Genomic DNA, 14,080 nt, shown 5'->3' on the forward strand with positions numbered 1-14,080 from the left:
GCACGAAGGTAGAAGGCTAAAGAGGCTGCCAGGTGCACGCTTGATGTAAACCAAACGTGCACCCGGCCAGACTTCAGCGCCCGGCCGGCCCCGAGGGCAGCTCGGCGCCGCAATCCTTGCAATACTGCGCAGCGGTGTCGTGACCGGTGCTGCCGCAGGCCTCGCAGGCACGTTCCAGGCGCGCCGGACCGTGGCGGCGGTCGAAGCGGCGCGCCGTCATCTCGGCGGTGACGATGCCGGTCGGGACCGCCAGGATGCCCCAGCCGAGCAGCATCATGAACGAGGCGATCGCCTTGCCGAGCGTCGTATGCGGCGTGATGTCGCCGTAGCCGACGGTGGTCATGGTGACGACCGCCCAGTACATAGCGGTCGGAATGCTAGTGTAGCCGTGCTCGGGTCCTTCCACCACGTACATGACCGTGCCCAGGATCAGGACCGCCATCAGCACCACCGACAGGAATACCATGATCTTGCGCCGGCTCGCGGCCAGCGCTTCGCCCAGCCGGGTGTACTCTTCGATGTACAGGGTCAGCTTGAAAATCCGGAACACGCGCAGCAGGCGCAGGATGCGGATGTCGAGCAGCGCTTCACTGCCCGGCAGCAGCAGCGACACATAGGTCGGCAGCACGGACAGCAGGTCGATGATGCCGTAGAAGCTCATGGCGTAGCGCAGCGGGTGGCGCACCGTCAGCAGCCGCGCCAGGTATTCGACCGTAAATAGCAGGGTGAAGAACCATTCGAGGGCATGCATCAGGTCCGCATGGCGGCCGCCGATGGCAGGAACGCTGTCGAGCACCACGACCAGGATGCTGAGCAGGATGGCCACCACCAGCACGATGTCGAAGGTCCGGCCGGCCCGCGTGTCGATGCCGAAGATGACCTGGTGTATCCGCGCACGCCATCCGCCCGGCGGCCCTGCGCTCTCCACCGGAAGAAAGGCGTCGCGCTGGCGCTTGCCGCGGTTCATCGCACTGGCGGCCCCTTGAGCTCGACGGTATTGCGCTCGGGGTCGAGCAGGTAGATCGACGGCCCGTCGCCTTCGGCGCCGTAGCGCATTTCGACGGGGCCGGCGGCGAGCCCGTGCGCCTCCAGGTGGCCCCGGATCGCCGCTTCGTCGAAGGGCTCGACGCGCAGGCACAGGTGGTCCAGGTTGCGCCCGCCGATGCCTGGCGCCACGCCGCCTTCGCGCCCGAGCTTGCTGTCCACGGGCACCAGGTCGATCAGGGAGTGACCTGCGCGCAGCTGGATCAGGCCGATGTCGTCGAGGCGGCGCTCGACCCGGCAGCCCAGCACCTCGCCATAGAAGGCGATCATGGCCTCCAGGTCGGCCACGCGCAGCACGATGTGGTCGAGTCCGCGTACGGCGATCGGATTAGTTGGCATGGCGCTCGACCCAGGCGGCGAAGGTGTCGATGAAGGTCTGGAAGAAGGCGCGGCTGGAGTCGTCGATCAGCCGCTCGCCCTCGTACTTGGCCGCCACCTGCCCGACATAGGCTTCCGGTGCCGGCATGCAGGGCATGTCGAGGAAGGGCAGCATCTGGCGCAGGTGGTGGTTGGCGCCGAAGCCGCCGAGCGCGCCGGGCGAGACGCTGACGACCGCGCAGGGCTTGCCGTTCCAGGCGGCCTTGCCGTAGGGGCGCGAGCCGACGTCGATCGCATTCTTCAGGGCGCCCGGCACCGAGCGGTTGTATTCCGGCGTGCAGAACAGGATGCCGTCGGCCTGCTTGATGCGCTCGCGGAAAGCGCTGAAGGCGGCCGGCGGGTTGTCGGTTTCGTCGTCCTGGTTGTACAGCGGCAGGTCGCGGATCTCGACGATCTCCAGGTGCAGGCTGGCGGGGGCCAGCTCGATCATCGATTGCGCCACCTTGCGGGTGAACGAGTCCTTGCGCAGGCTGCCGACGATGACGGCGATATTCCGGGTAGTCATGGTGCTCCTTTCGGGGTCTCAAAACCCGATGGTAACCATTTTTACAATATTGCGCTGCCGGAGGGCTAGATTCGGAGGCGTCTGCGCTCACCGAGGAAGCGCGCCAGCGCCGCCTTGCTCAGCACCACCACCGGATCGCCGTGCCAGGCGTAGAGGAAGGGCTCGCCGCCCAGGCGGTCGGTCAGCTTGGCGGACAGGAGAAAGCGCGTGCCCAGCGGATAGCGCGCGAGGTCGGCCAGCGCGCGCGCGCATTGCACCCGCAGCGAGGTCGCGTAAGCCTGCCCGGACACCGGACGGATGCGTACCCGCCCAGTGCGCGGATCGATCGCCGACTCGACGGCCACTTCGCGATAGGCCCAGGTTTCGCGCGCCATCCGTTCAGCCCTTCGCGGCCGCCAGCGCCGGGCGGACTACCTTCGCCTCGCGGATCGGCAGGTTGATGAGCGCGGCCGCCAGCGCCAGCAGGATGTCGGCGTACCACATCCAGGTGTAGTCGCCGAAGCGCACGAACGACAGGCCGCCCAGCCAGGCGCCGAAGAAGCCGCCGATCTGGTGCGACAGCAGGGTCATGCCGAACAGCGTCGCCAGGTAGCGCATGCCGAACAGCTTGCCCACCAGGCCGGCGGTAGGCGGCACGGTGGCCAGCCAGGTGAAGCCGAGGGCGCCGGCAAACAGGTAGAAGGTCAGGGCCGTTTTCGGGGCCAGCAGGTAGAGCACGATCAGCACGGCGCGGCTGGCGTAGATCATGGCCAAGAGCGACTTCATGCGGTAGCGGCTGGCGAGCGCGCCCGCGGCCAGGCTGCCGGCAATGTTGAACAGGCCGATCAGCGCCAGCGCGGTGGCCGAGACGCCGGCCGGCAGGCCGCACAGCGCGACTTCCTGCGGCAGGTGGGTCACCACGAAGGCGATGTGGAAGCCGCAGGTAAAGAAACCCAGGTGCAGGCACAGGTAGCTGCGGTCGCGCATGGCCTGGCGCAGCTGTTCAGTGAGGGTGATGCCCGGTACGGTTGGGGCACTGGTCGCGGCAGCTGAGGGGCTGGAGGACACCGGCGCAGCTGTTTTCTTGCTGCGCATGCCGAGCGCAAGGGGAATCGTGAGCAGGGTCGCGGCCGCCATCGTCAGCATCGCCATCACCCAGCCGGCGCCGGCGATGATCGCACCCATCAGCGGCGCGAACACGAACTGGCCGAAGGAGCCGCCGGCATTGATGAAGCCGGACGCGAAGGCGCGGCGTTCCGCCGGCAAGCGCTGGGCGGTGGCGCCGATCAGGATCGAGAAGCTCCCGGCCCCTGCCCCGGCGGCGGACAGGATGCCCATTGTGAGCAGCAGGCCCCACTCGGAATCCACGAAGGGCGTGGCGGCGGTGCCCGCGGCCAGCATGATGCCGCCGATGACGATGACCCTGGCCGCCCCGTACTTGTCGGCAATGGCGCCGAACACGGGCTGGGAAGCCCCCCACATGAGCTGGGCCACGGCCATCGCGAAGCTGATGCTGGCCACGCCGAGGCCGGTAGAAGTATTGATCGGCGATAGGAACAGGCCCGTGGTCAGGCGCGCACCCATCGTGATCATCAGGATCGTGCTCGCGGTCAGGATCAGCATCCAGGTCGCGCGCGGCGTCATTTCGGTCTGGACCTGCATGCGTCAGTTCCTCGATCAATGTCTACGCCCGGCAGCTGTTGCTGGCTGGCGGAGGCATTCAGTTTAGCTGTATGGCGGGGTGTCGGCCAGGATGGGGGTGGCACCGCGCTGGCATTCATGCATTATAGTGCATATACACGCAAATACAGCGTCTTGCCGAAGCTTGTTGGCCACCCACTCCTGTCGACAGTTTTTACAGCGTGCCTTATCACAGTCGGCGGCAATGAGCTATCTCGTTGATTCCGTTCAATAATTTCCTAATGGCAAAATTATTGCTTAGAAGTAGTAATTATTCCAACGATAAGGAGACTTGCATGAAACTTGGGAAATCCGCTCTGGCTCTCTGCACCTCGCGGTTGATGGCTGCCTCGGGAGTGGTGGGCGCCGCACCGATCGTCGACCAGGACAACCCGACAACGCTCGGCGGCTTCTGCAGCATGGGTGAGGCCTACTCGTGCGGCCAGTCCTTCTTCCAGACTGCCGACAACATCTCCGGCGCCGGCATCTTCGTCCACCCGGCCTGGTACACGCCGACGAAAACCGACGTGACGATCGCGATCTTCGATGCCATCACCGGTGGCAACGTGCTGGCGCAAGGCACGGCCACCAATGTCGACAGCAGCAGCGGCTGGGTGGACGTGTTCTGGAACCCTGTCGCGCTGTCATCCAACACCCAGTATTTCCTGCGCCTGCACGCATCGAACAACGACCTGGTTGCCGCCTATGCTGACAGCGGGTCCTACACGCAGGGCGAGGCCTTCTATGACGGCGGTCCTTTCTGGAGCTACGACCTGAGCTTCAGGACCTACTCGAACGTCGATGCGACCGAAGTACCGGAGCCGGCCTCGCTGGGTTTGCTGGGCCTGGGTCTGCTGGGCGTCGCGGCGAGCCGCCGCAAGCTGCGCAAGCGCTGAACACACAGCGCATGCATGGCCCGCCCGGTCGGGCGGGTCGGAAATCAAGCGGGCGCGCGGATCAGCAGGGATACCGCCTCGGCCGCCATGCCCTCCTCGCGCCCGAGGAAGCCCAGCTTCTCGTTGGTCTTGGCCTTGATGTTGACCTGCTGCGGCGACACACCCAGGTCTTCGGCGATGCGCGAGACCATCTGCGGGATGTGCGGCGCCATTTTCGGCTGCTGGGCGATGATGGTCGCGTCGATGTTGCCGATGGTGTAGCCGGTCGCCAGCACGCGGTGGGCGACTTCGCGCAGCAGCGTGCGCGAGTCGGCGCCGGCGAACATCGGATCGGTGTCCGGGAAATGCTTGCCGATGTCGCCCAGGGCCGCCGCGCCCAGCAGCGAATCGATGATCGCATGCAGCAGCACGTCGGCGTCGGAATGGCCGAGCAGGCCGAGACGGTGCGGGATGGTCACGCCGCCGACGATGAGCTTGCGCCCTTCGACCAGCGCGTGGCAGTCGTAGCCGGTTCCGATGCGGAACGGCGGAGTGGGATTCCAGGAGGCTTGTGTCATGGTGGTTCAGTTGGTTTCGTTATTGGGGTCGGTTCGGTAGGCTGCTAGGTACATCTCGGCGATCCGGATATCGGCAGGCAGCGTGACTTTCAGGTTGCGGGGATGCCCTTCCACCAACTTGGGGGCCAGTCCCAGCGCTTCAACCGCGCTGGCGTCATCGGTGATGGCGGCCGGGCCCGCGCTGCTGCTCACGGCGGCATCGAGCGCACGCAGCAGGAGCTGGTAGCGGAACATCTGCGGCGTCTGCGCCAGCCAGAGCCCGTCGCGCGCGACGGTGGCGACCTCGCCCGCGCTGCTGCGCTTGACCGTGTCGACCACGGGCAGGGCCAGCAGGCCGCCGGCCGGGTGTTCACCCGTTTCGACGATCAGGCGTTCGATGAGTTCCGCGTCCAGGCCGGGCCGGGCCGCGTCGTGCACCAGGATCCAGTCGTCAAGCGCGATGCTGCCGTGCAGCGCGCGCAGGCCATTGCGGATCGACTCCATGCGGGTGGCGCCGCCGCAGCGCAGGACGGTCACGCCGCTTGGCGGCACGAGCGCATCGATGTAAGGGTCGCCGGCGCCGACCACCACGTAGGTATGCGCGATCAGCGGGCTCGAGCGGAAGGCGTCGAGCGTGTGGCGCAGCATGGGCTTGCCGCCGATCTGCAGGTATTGCTTGGGACTGCTTGCCCCCATGCGTGCGCCGACCCCCGCCGCCGGAATCAGTGCGAAATAGCGCTGCGACGATGGTGGACTGGCTTCTACTGCCGGGTTTGTCATTTTTGCTTGCTTCGTTGTAAAGGGCCAAGCAAAGACTGTACCTCACCTCCGCAAACCTTGCCGAGACGGGCATATTCCTGCGGCGAGTCGATTGCCGCCTGCAAGACCTCGACCTTGGCCATCTCGCTTTTAATATAGGGCATCCAGCCGCGGTCGATTTCGCGCTGGAGCAGGTTTTGTGCTTGTCCGATGCGCGCATACAGGGGCTTGTCCTCGAAACGCCGCGCCAGCGCCTGGCGCACCCGGGCCTCGGCTTGCGGCAGGTAGTCGAGGTAGGCGTTCAGGTGGCGCATCTCGTGGGCCAGCACTTCTTCGTAGGCGCAGGATCCGGGCCGGAACTCGCGGCTGACGTAGACCACGATCGGCGGGTAGGTGAGCTTGATCTCGATGTGCGGCGCGATGCATTCATAACCGCTGGCCTCGTCGGCCAGCAGGCGTCCGCCGACACTAATGCTGACGCGCGACTCGGTACGGGTCAGGCCCAGCACCAGCTGGCCCGGGCGCGCCCTGCCCTTCATTGCCGTCAGCGCGCGCGCGCCGACGCTGTTGTCGATCCGAAAACCGTTCTGGGTGCCGGTCAGCACCGACAGGCTTTCGCCGATCGTGTCCTCGCAGCGTGCCTGGAAGTCGCTGCGCGGTGCCGCCGAGGCTGCCAGCGCCCACCACCACAGCACCAGCGCCAGCAGCGCTCGCATGCCTCAGGCCGGTTGCCAGGTGCCGGACAGGATCTTCTCGAGCCAGAAGCTACCGATAATGGTCTTGACGTCGGTGATCTCGCCGCGCCTGACCATCTCGAGCAGCTCCGGCACGGTGACGCTGAAGGTTTCGAGGAATTCGCCCTCGTCTAGCCTTTGTTCCCCGGCGCGCAGGTCCTCGGCCAGGAACAGCTCGAGGTGCTCGTCGGAATAGGCGATGGCGTTGTGGATGGTGCACACGAAGCGCCATGTGGCGGCCGTATAGCCGGTCTCTTCTTCGAGCTCGCGCTTGGCGCAGGCCAGGTGGTCTTCGCCCGGGTCGATCTTACCGGCCGGGAATTCGATGAAGACCTGGGAATTCGGATAACGGAACTGGCGTTCCAGCAGGACGCGGCCGTCGGGCAGCAGCGGCAGGATCACCACCGCGCCGGGATGGCGGATGAATTCGCGCTGGGTGATGGAACCGTCGGGGAGTTCGATGCGGTCGCGCTCGACCTTCAGGAAGTGGCCGTCATAGACCACGCCACCGTCGATACGCGTTTCTTTCAGTTGATCTGACATGCAGACTCCGTTGGGGATTGTTCGGGTGATCGGCTGCGCCGTTCGCCCGGACAATTCAACGACGCTGCTTGCGCAGGTAGCGCAGTACGAAACCGGGGAAGGCCAGCACCAGGAACAGGCAGCCGGTGATTGCGTAGAACTCCCAGTTCTGCGCGAACACGCCGCCGACCCGCGATTCCAGCATGCGAGCCAGGAAGCCGACGACGAAGTATAAAACAATTAATTCCAACAGGCGCAGCGGGAAGGACTTCGTGCGCGGGCCGTCACCGGCGCCCCTGGTCTTCAGAGGTACAAGACCGAACAGGCGCTCGGTGAGGAAAGGCAGGTTGGCGGCCGCGAGCGAGATCGCGACCACCAGCCAGGCAGCAAGGGAGGAATCCACCCGGCCTGCCTGATTACTTGGCGAGGGTGGCCTGCATCGCGGTGTAGCACACCGCCAGCAGCCAGCCCGGGACGATGCCCAGCACTACCACGGCCACGCCGTTGATCGACATCACGGCGCGCATGTCGGCCGAGGTGTTGATCGGGGCAGTGTCCACTGCCTCGTCGAACCAGATGGTCTTGACGATGCGCAGGTAGTAGAAGGCGCCGATCAGCGAGAACAGCACCGCGACCACCGACAGCCACACCATGCCGGCGTTCACGACGGCCTGCAGGACTGCCCACTTGGCCATGAAGCCCACCATCGGCGGCACGCCGGCCAGCGAGAACATCAGGATGGTCATGACGATCGCGAACCACGGCGCACGCTTGCCCAGGCCCTTGAAGTCGGCAATGGTCTCGGCTTCATGGCCGGCACGCGCCAGCATCATGATCAAGCCGAAGCTGCCGACCGTGGTCAGGACGTAGGTGATGGTGTAGTACATCGCGGCGCTGTACGACGCGGCCGCATTGCTGTTGTCGCCGTCGACCACGCCGGTCATCAGTGCCAGCACCACGAAGCCCATCTGGGCGATGGTCGAGTAGGCCAGCATGCGCTTGATGTTGGTCTGCGCGATCGCGGTGATGTTACCCACGGCCAGCGACAGCACTGCCAGCACCAAGAGCATCTGCTGCCAGTCGAAGGCCATGCTTGGGAGGCCTTCGACCAGGATGCGGATCACCATGGCGAAGGTCGCCAGCTTCGGTGCGCCGCCCAGCAGCAGGGTGACCGCGGTCGGCGCGCCCTGCACGACGTCCGGGACCCACATGTGGAACGGAACCACGCCCAGCTTGAAGGCCAGGCCGGCGACCACGAACACCAGGCCGAACACCAGGATGGTGCGGTTGGCATCGGCGGCGGCGCTGGCCTGCGCGATGGCGGTCAGGTCGAGCGAACCGGTGGCGCCGTAGATCATCGACATGCCGTACAGCAGGAAGCCCGAGGACAGCGCGCCCAGGATGAAGTACTTCATCGCGGCTTCGGTCGAGATCGCGTGGTCGCGGCGCAGTGCCACCAGCGCGTACAGCGACAGCGACATCAGTTCCACGCCCAGGTAGAGCGACAGCATGCTGTTGCCCGAGATCATGATCATCTGGCCGAGCATCGAGAACAGCGCGAGCACGTAGAACTCGCCGCCCAGGTTACCGGACATCATGGCGCGCTCTTGCGCATACTGGCGCGAATACACCAGGGTCATCGCGGTGGCCGCGTAGGTCACCAGCTTGAGCAGGTTGGACATCGGGTCCGACACGTACATGCCGTTGAAGGTATAGACGGTGGCGCCGGCGCTCATGTCGCCGAAGGTCAGCACGCCGCAGCCGGCGATGGCCATCAGGCTCAGCGCATACGTCAGGTTGCGCTTGCCCGCCTTCATGTACATGTCGATCAGCAGGATCGCGGAAGCCGCGATCAGCAGGAAGATTTCGGCATACACCGGCGCCAGATTGGCGTCGGTTGCCGCTAACATTGTGGAGTTCATTTCGTTCATGTCAGTTTATTGAGGCAGTTTGCCCGCTGCGACGTGCTGCAGCAGGTCGGTGACCGACACCTGCAGCGTCTCGGCGATTGGCGCCGGGTACAGGCCCATCACCAGGGTAGCGATGGCCAGCACGCCCAGGATGGCGAACTCGCGACCGTTCAGGTCGGTCAGTTCGGCCACGTGCTTGTGCACGACCGGGCCGAACACGACGCGCTTGACCATCCACAGCGAGTAGGCGGCGCCCAGGATCAGGGCGGTGCCCGCAGCCAGGCCAGTCCAGAAGTTGAACTCGACGGCGCCCAGGATGACCATGAATTCGCCGATGAAGCCCGAGGTGGCCGGCAGGCCGGCGTTGGCCATCGAGAACAACACCACGAAGGCGGCGAACTTCGGCATGGTGTTGACCACCCCACCGTAGTCGGCGATCTCGCGCGAGTGGACGCGGTCGTACAGCACGCCGATGCACAGGAACATCGCACCCGACACGAAGCCGTGCGAGATCGACTGCATCAGGCCGCCCTGCACGCCCAGGTCGTTGAACATGAAGAAGCCCAGGGTGACGAAGCCCATGTGGGCGATCGACGAATAGGCCACCAGTTTCTTCATGTCCTTCTGCACCATCGCCACCAGGCCGATGTAGATCACGGCGACCAGCGACAGGCCGATGACGATCCACGCCAGTTCCTTGGAAGCGTCCGGGGTGATCGGCAGCGAGAAACGCAGGAAGCCATAGGCGCCCAGTTTCAGCATGATCGCGGCCAGCACCACGGAACCGCCGGTCGGCGCTTCCACGTGGGCATCCGGCAGCCAGGTGTGCACCGGCCACATCGGAACCTTCACGGCGAAGGCCATGAAGAAGGCGATGAAGATCAGGATCTGCTCGTTCATCGTGAGCGGCAGACGGTGCCATTCGAGGATGTCGAAGGTGCCCGAGGCGTTGTACAGGTAGATGATCGCGACCAGGGTCAGCAGCGAGCCGAAGAACGTGTACAGGAAGAACTTGAATGCCGCGTACACGCGATTCGGGCCGCCGAACACGCCGATGATGATGTACATCGGGATCAGGGTGGCTTCGAAGAAGAAGTAGAACAGCAGGCCGTCCAGCGAGGCGAACACGCCGATCATCAGGCCCGACAGGATCAGGAAGGAACCCATGTACTGCGCCACGCGCTCTTCGATCACCTGCCATGCCGCCAGCACCACGATGATGCTGATGAAGGCGGTCAGCGGGATGAACCACAGCGACAGGCCGTCGACGCCCAGCTTGTAGAACACGTTGAAGCGTTCGATCCAGGCGGCCGACTCATAGAACTGCATGCCGTGCGCGGCATTGTCGAAGTTCATGATCAGCGGCAGCGTCGGCAGGAAGCTGACGACGGCGCCGACCAGGGACAGCAGGCGTACGAAGCCGGCGTTCTTGTCGCGGCCGACGGCCAGCACGATCATGCCGAACAGGATCGGGAGCCAGATCGACAGGCTCAGGTAAGGAGGAAATGTAGAAATTGACTGCATCATTTTTCGCTTTTCTTTTCGAGCCGATTAACCGCGCCAGAACGGGAAGAACCACAGCAGCGTCGCCAGCACGCCAACGATCATCACGAACGCGTAGTGGTAGATGTAGCCCGTCTGGAAGGTACGGGTAATCGTCGAGAACCAGCCGACCAGCTTGGCCGAGCCGTTGACCAGCAGGCCGTCGATCAGGCCGCGGTCGCCCACTTTCCACAGGCCGCCACCGATGGCGCGCGCGCCGCCGGCGAACACGACGTCGTTGAACTTGTCCATGTAGTACTTGTTGTCCAGCAGGGTGTGCAGGAACTTGAACTTGGCATAGAACCAGGCCGGAACGCGCGGGTTGACCATGTAGCAGTAGTAAGCCAGCGCCACGCCTGCCAGTGCCAGCCAGAACGGTGCGGTCTGCACGCCGTGCAGGGCCATCGCCATCGGGCCGTGGAACATCTCGCTCAGTTCAGCCATCGCCGGGTGGTTCGGGCTGACGAAGATCACGTCCTTGAAGAAGTCGCCGTGCAGCATCGGGCCGATGGCCAGGTAGCCGATGATGACCGACGGGATCGCCAGCAGGATCAGCGGCAGGGTCACGACCAGCGGCGACTCGTGCGGCTTGTCGCCCGGCTGCAGGCCGTGGTGGTGGTGGTCGTCGCCATGCGCGTCTTCTTCATTGTGCGCATCCGAATCGTGGCCATGGCTGTGCGGCTGCGGCTTGTTCCAGCGCGACTCGCCATGGAACACCAGGAAGTACATGCGGAACGAGTAGAAGGCGGTCACGAACACGCCGGCCAGCACCGCGAAGTTGGCGAAGCCCGAACCCGGCAGGTTCGACGCGTGCACCGCCTCGATGATCGAATCCTTCGAGTAGAAGCCCGAGAAGAACGGGGTGCCGATCAGGGCCAGCGAGCCCAGCAGCGAAGTGATCCAGGTGATCGGCATGTACTTGCGCAGGCCGCCCATGTTGCGCATGTCCTGGTCGTGGTGCATGCCGATGATGACCGAACCCGCGCCGAGGAACAGCAGCGCCTTGAAGAAGGCGTGGGTCATCAGGTGGAACACGGCCACCGAGTAGGCCGACACGCCCAGGGCGACGGTCATGTAGCCCAGCTGCGACAGGGTCGAGTAAGCGACCACGCGCTTGATGTCGTTCTGGATGATGCCCAGGAAGCCCATGAACAGCGCGGTGATCGAGCCGATCACGATGATGAAGGACAGTGCGCCGTCCGACAGTTCGAACAGCGGCGACATGCGCGACACCATGAAGATGCCGGCGGTAACCATGGTCGCAGCGTGGATCAGCGCCGAGATCGGGGTCGGGCCTTCCATCGAGTCGGGCAGCCAGACGTGCAGCGGGAACTGCGCCGACTTGCCCATCGCGCCGATGAACAGGCAGATGCAGGCTGCGGTCAGCAGCGGCCAGCCGATGCCCGGCACGGTCATGCCGGCCAGCTTGTCGGCCTGGGCGAACACCTCGGTGTACTGCATCGTGCCGGAAGCGGCCAGCAGCAGGCCGATGCCCAGGATGAAGCCGAAGTCGCCGACGCGGTTGACCAGGAAGGCCTTCATGTTCGCGAAGATCGCGGTCGGACGGGTATACCAGAAGCCGATCAGGAGATACGAGACCAGGCCCACCGCTTCCCAGCCGAAGAACAGCTGCAGGAAGTTGTTGGACATGACCAGCATCAGCATCGCGAAGGTGAACAGCGAGATGTACGAGAAGAAGCGGTTGTAGCCTTCGTCCTCGGCCATGTAGCCGATCGTGTAGATGTGCACCATCAGCGAGACCGAGGTGACCACGCACATCATCATCGCCGACAGCGTGTCGATCTGGAAGCCGACGGCCAGCTTGAGCGTGCCGACGGTCATCCAGGTGTAGATGTCTTCATTGAAAACCGGTGCGCCATCGAGCACCGCCATCAGGGTCTGGACCGAGATGATCAGCGCGATCAGGACGCCCAGGATGGTCGCGGTGTGCGACACCTTGCGGCCGACCACATTGCCGAAGAACTTGGTGCCGAGCAGGCCGGCAATCGCCGAGCCTGCCAGCGGCGCCAGAGGCACCGCCAGTAACATTGAGGAAGAGAGTTGCCCCGCCATTGTTGAACCTTAGTCGTTATTGTTAATCAGCCGAGACCATCAGCCCTTCAGGCTGTCGAGGTCTTCCACATCGATCGTGTCCAGGTTACGGAACAGGACCACCAGGATCGCCAGGCCGATTGCCGATTCGGCGGCCGCGACGGTCAGAATGAAGAACACGAAGATCTGCCCCGCCGCGTCTCCGAGGTAGTGCGAGAAAGCGACGAAGTTCAGGTTCACCGCCAGCAGCATCAGTTCGATGGCCATCAGCAGGATGATGATGTTCTTCCGGTTCAGGAAGATACCGATCACCGAGATCGCGAACAGGATCGCGCCCAGGATCAGGTAGTGTGCGAGCGACAAGGTCATGGTGCCTCCTTCGGTGCTGCGGCCGCTGCGGCTGCTGCTGCTCGTTCGGCGGCTGCTGCATCGATGGCGCGCTGGTTGACCGCATCCATCTTGACGATGCGCAGGCGGTCGTTACGCTTGACGCGGACGGCGAGGCCCGGGTCGATTGCTTTGGTGTCCTTGCGCTTGCGCAGGGTCAGGGCGACTGCGGCGATGATCGCCACCAGCAGGATCACGGCGGCGATCTCGAAACCGTAGATGTACTTGGTGTAGATCAGGAGGCCCAGTTCCTTGGTGCCGCCGATGTTTAGGGCGGCAGCCTCGGCCGACAGGTCGGTCTGGTTGTACGCGCGGTACAGCACGGCGGCCATCTCGAGCACGATCAGGGCGCCCACGCCCGAGGCGACCGGCAGGTAGCCCCAGAAGCCTTCGCGCATGCGGTCGATATTAATGTCGAGCATCATGACGACGAACAGGAACAGCACCATCACGGCGCCGACGTAGACCAGCACCAGCACGATGGCCAGGAACTCGGCCTTCAGCAACAGCCAGATGCCGGCCACGTTGAAGAAGGCCAGCACCAGGAACAGCGCGGCGTGCACTGGGTTCTTGGTGGTGATGACGCGCAAGGCGGCCAGGACCGTGATGGTCGCGAACGCGTAGAACAGGAAAGTGGTGAATTCCATGAATTGACAGCCTCTTCTTATCGGTACTTCGCGTCCGCTTCGCGGGCGGCGGCGATGTCGTTTTCGTAGCGGTCACCGACGGCCAGCAGCATCTCTTTGGTGTAGTAGAGATCGCCACGCTTTTCGCCGTGGTATTCCAGCACGTGGGTCTCGACGATCGAGTCGACCGGGCAGGATTCTTCGCAGAAGCCGCAGAAGATGCACTTGGTCAGGTCGATGTCGTAGCGCGTGGTGCGGCGGGTGCCGTCCTCGCGCTGCGCCGATTCGATGGTGATCGCCATTGCCGGGCACACTGCCTCGCACAGCTTGCAGGCGATGCAGCGCTCTTCCCCGTTGGGGTAGCGACGCAGGGCGTGCAGGCCGCGGAAGCGGTTCGACATCGGGGTCTTCTCTTCCGGGTACTGGACCGTGATCTTGCGCGACAGCGCATACTTGCCGGTCAGGGCCAGGCCCTTGAAGAGTTCGGACAGCATCAGGCTGCCGACGATTTCTTTAATCCGATTCATTTT

The 14,080-nt window shown here is 64.4% G+C and carries 17 protein-coding genes; 1 reads left to right on the forward strand and 16 read right to left on the reverse strand.

The genetic code is table 11. The annotated features are described in order from the left end of the window. Positions 1 to 73: 73 nt before the first annotated feature. From MasN3_RS18025 to MasN3_RS18045, 5 genes are all read right to left on the reverse strand, one after another. Positions 74 to 967 carry an ion transporter gene (locus MasN3_RS18025; RefSeq protein WP_281909036.1) on the reverse strand — a complete coding sequence of 298 codons (894 nt, stop codon included), beginning with the start codon at positions 965 to 967 and terminating at the stop codon, positions 74 to 76. Further along, on the reverse strand, positions 964 to 1,383 hold the full coding sequence (locus tag MasN3_RS18030) for a VOC family protein (protein WP_281909037.1): 420 nt from the start codon (positions 1,381 to 1,383) through the stop codon (positions 964 to 966). The genes MasN3_RS18025 and MasN3_RS18030 overlap by 4 nt, the downstream gene beginning before the upstream one ends. Next, positions 1,373 to 1,927, reverse strand: a complete 555-nt coding sequence (locus tag MasN3_RS18035) for an NADPH-dependent FMN reductase (protein ID WP_281909038.1) — start codon at positions 1,925 to 1,927, stop codon at positions 1,373 to 1,375. Before MasN3_RS18035 ends, MasN3_RS18030 begins: the two co-directional genes overlap by 11 nt. Positions 1,928 to 1,992: 65 nt before the next feature. Next, positions 1,993 to 2,301 carry a hypothetical protein gene (locus MasN3_RS18040; protein ID WP_281909039.1) on the reverse strand — a complete coding sequence of 103 codons (309 nt, stop codon included), beginning with the start codon at positions 2,299 to 2,301 and terminating at the stop codon, positions 1,993 to 1,995. A gap of 4 nt (positions 2,302 to 2,305) precedes the next feature. Beyond that, complete coding sequence (locus MasN3_RS18045) at positions 2,306 to 3,568, reverse strand: MFS transporter (protein WP_281909040.1); 1,263 nt, start codon at positions 3,566 to 3,568, stop codon at positions 2,306 to 2,308. A 314-nt stretch (positions 3,569 to 3,882) separates the two neighbouring features. Between MasN3_RS18045 and MasN3_RS18050 the strand changes: the two genes are divergently transcribed. After that, a complete protein-coding gene (locus tag MasN3_RS18050; RefSeq protein ID WP_281909041.1) occupies positions 3,883 to 4,482 on the forward strand; it encodes a PEP-CTERM sorting domain-containing protein in 600 nt (199 codons plus the stop codon). A gap of 44 nt (positions 4,483 to 4,526) precedes the next feature. On the opposite strand, the gene ispF is transcribed toward MasN3_RS18050, so the two are convergent. Genes ispF through nuoI form a run of 11 tightly spaced genes read right to left on the reverse strand, consistent with a single transcriptional unit; the run spans position 4,527 to position 14,077 of the window. After that, entirely contained in the window at positions 4,527 to 5,039 is a 513-nt protein-coding gene (ispF, locus tag MasN3_RS18055) for a 2-C-methyl-D-erythritol 2,4-cyclodiphosphate synthase (RefSeq protein WP_281909042.1), read from the reverse strand. Positions 5,040 to 5,045: 6 nt separating this feature from the next. Continuing rightward, on the reverse strand, positions 5,046 to 5,798 hold the full coding sequence (gene ispD / locus MasN3_RS18060) for a 2-C-methyl-D-erythritol 4-phosphate cytidylyltransferase (protein ID WP_281909043.1): 753 nt from the start codon (positions 5,796 to 5,798) through the stop codon (positions 5,046 to 5,048). Then, positions 5,795 to 6,493, reverse strand: a complete 699-nt coding sequence (locus tag MasN3_RS18065) for a hypothetical protein (protein ID WP_281909045.1) — start codon at positions 6,491 to 6,493, stop codon at positions 5,795 to 5,797. Before MasN3_RS18065 ends, ispD begins: the two co-directional genes overlap by 4 nt. A gap of 3 nt (positions 6,494 to 6,496) precedes the next feature. Then, a complete protein-coding gene (locus MasN3_RS18070; protein ID WP_281909047.1) occupies positions 6,497 to 7,054 on the reverse strand; it encodes an NUDIX domain-containing protein in 558 nt (185 codons plus the stop codon). A gap of 55 nt (positions 7,055 to 7,109) precedes the next feature. Then, entirely contained in the window at positions 7,110 to 7,436 is a 327-nt protein-coding gene (locus MasN3_RS18075) for a DUF2818 family protein (protein WP_281909048.1), read from the reverse strand. 13 nt (positions 7,437 to 7,449) lie between these two features. Then, positions 7,450 to 8,943, reverse strand: coding sequence for an NADH-quinone oxidoreductase subunit NuoN (gene nuoN, locus MasN3_RS18080; protein WP_281909049.1), 1,494 nt, complete (start codon positions 8,941 to 8,943; stop codon positions 7,450 to 7,452). A gap of 27 nt (positions 8,944 to 8,970) precedes the next feature. Next, positions 8,971 to 10,470 carry an NADH-quinone oxidoreductase subunit M gene (locus tag MasN3_RS18085; RefSeq protein WP_281909050.1) on the reverse strand — a complete coding sequence of 500 codons (1,500 nt, stop codon included), beginning with the start codon at positions 10,468 to 10,470 and terminating at the stop codon, positions 8,971 to 8,973. Between the two features lie 24 nt (positions 10,471 to 10,494). Then, positions 10,495 to 12,558: an NADH-quinone oxidoreductase subunit L gene (gene nuoL / locus MasN3_RS18090; protein WP_281909051.1), complete on the reverse strand. Its 2,064-nt coding sequence runs from the start codon at positions 12,556 to 12,558 to the stop codon at positions 10,495 to 10,497. Between the two features lie 39 nt (positions 12,559 to 12,597). Beyond that, entirely contained in the window at positions 12,598 to 12,906 is a 309-nt protein-coding gene (gene nuoK, locus MasN3_RS18095; RefSeq protein ID WP_281909052.1) for an NADH-quinone oxidoreductase subunit NuoK, read from the reverse strand. Continuing rightward, entirely contained in the window at positions 12,903 to 13,571 is a 669-nt protein-coding gene (locus MasN3_RS18100; protein ID WP_281909053.1) for an NADH-quinone oxidoreductase subunit J, read from the reverse strand. Before MasN3_RS18100 ends, nuoK begins: the two co-directional genes overlap by 4 nt. Positions 13,572 to 13,588: 17 nt before the next feature. After that, a complete protein-coding gene (nuoI, locus tag MasN3_RS18105) occupies positions 13,589 to 14,077 on the reverse strand; it encodes an NADH-quinone oxidoreductase subunit NuoI (RefSeq protein WP_027863876.1) in 489 nt (162 codons plus the stop codon). Between the last annotated feature and the right edge of the window lie 3 nt (positions 14,078 to 14,080).

This window comes from Massilia varians (genome assembly GCF_027923905.1).
GTDB lineage: Bacteria > Pseudomonadota > Gammaproteobacteria > Burkholderiales > Burkholderiaceae_D > Telluria > Telluria varians_B.

What these genes read in the sequence shown, in the direction of transcription:
- MasN3_RS18025 (WP_281909036.1), bottom strand. Translation starts at nt 967, where the DNA reads ATGAACCGCGGCAAGCGCCAGCGCGACGCCTTTCTTCCGGTGGAGAGC.
- MasN3_RS18030 (WP_281909037.1), bottom strand. Translation starts at nt 1,383, where the DNA reads ATGCCAACTAATCCGATCGCCGTACGCGGACTCGACCACATCGTGCTG.
- MasN3_RS18035 (WP_281909038.1), bottom strand. Translation starts at nt 1,927, where the DNA reads ATGACTACCCGGAATATCGCCGTCATCGTCGGCAGCCTGCGCAAGGAC.
- MasN3_RS18040 (WP_281909039.1), bottom strand. Translation starts at nt 2,301, where the DNA reads ATGGCGCGCGAAACCTGGGCCTATCGCGAAGTGGCCGTCGAGTCGGCG.
- MasN3_RS18045 (WP_281909040.1), bottom strand. Translation starts at nt 3,568, where the DNA reads ATGCAGGTCCAGACCGAAATGACGCCGCGCGCGACCTGGATGCTGATC.
- MasN3_RS18050 (WP_281909041.1), top strand. Translation starts at nt 3,883, where the DNA reads ATGAAACTTGGGAAATCCGCTCTGGCTCTCTGCACCTCGCGGTTGATG.
- ispF (WP_281909042.1), bottom strand. Translation starts at nt 5,039, where the DNA reads ATGACACAAGCCTCCTGGAATCCCACTCCGCCGTTCCGCATCGGAACC.
- ispD (WP_281909043.1), bottom strand. Translation starts at nt 5,798, where the DNA reads ATGACAAACCCGGCAGTAGAAGCCAGTCCACCATCGTCGCAGCGCTAT.
- MasN3_RS18065 (WP_281909045.1), bottom strand. Translation starts at nt 6,493, where the DNA reads ATGCGAGCGCTGCTGGCGCTGGTGCTGTGGTGGTGGGCGCTGGCAGCC.
- MasN3_RS18070 (WP_281909047.1), bottom strand. Translation starts at nt 7,054, where the DNA reads ATGTCAGATCAACTGAAAGAAACGCGTATCGACGGTGGCGTGGTCTAT.
- nuoN (WP_281909049.1), bottom strand. Translation starts at nt 8,943, where the DNA reads ATGTTAGCGGCAACCGACGCCAATCTGGCGCCGGTGTATGCCGAAATC.
- MasN3_RS18085 (WP_281909050.1), bottom strand. Translation starts at nt 10,470, where the DNA reads ATGATGCAGTCAATTTCTACATTTCCTCCTTACCTGAGCCTGTCGATC.
- nuoL (WP_281909051.1), bottom strand. Translation starts at nt 12,558, where the DNA reads ATGGCGGGGCAACTCTCTTCCTCAATGTTACTGGCGGTGCCTCTGGCG.
- nuoK (WP_281909052.1), bottom strand. Translation starts at nt 12,906, where the DNA reads ATGACCTTGTCGCTCGCACACTACCTGATCCTGGGCGCGATCCTGTTC.
- MasN3_RS18100 (WP_281909053.1), bottom strand. Translation starts at nt 13,571, where the DNA reads ATGGAATTCACCACTTTCCTGTTCTACGCGTTCGCGACCATCACGGTC.
- nuoI (WP_027863876.1), bottom strand. Translation starts at nt 14,077, where the DNA reads ATGAATCGGATTAAAGAAATCGTCGGCAGCCTGATGCTGTCCGAACTC.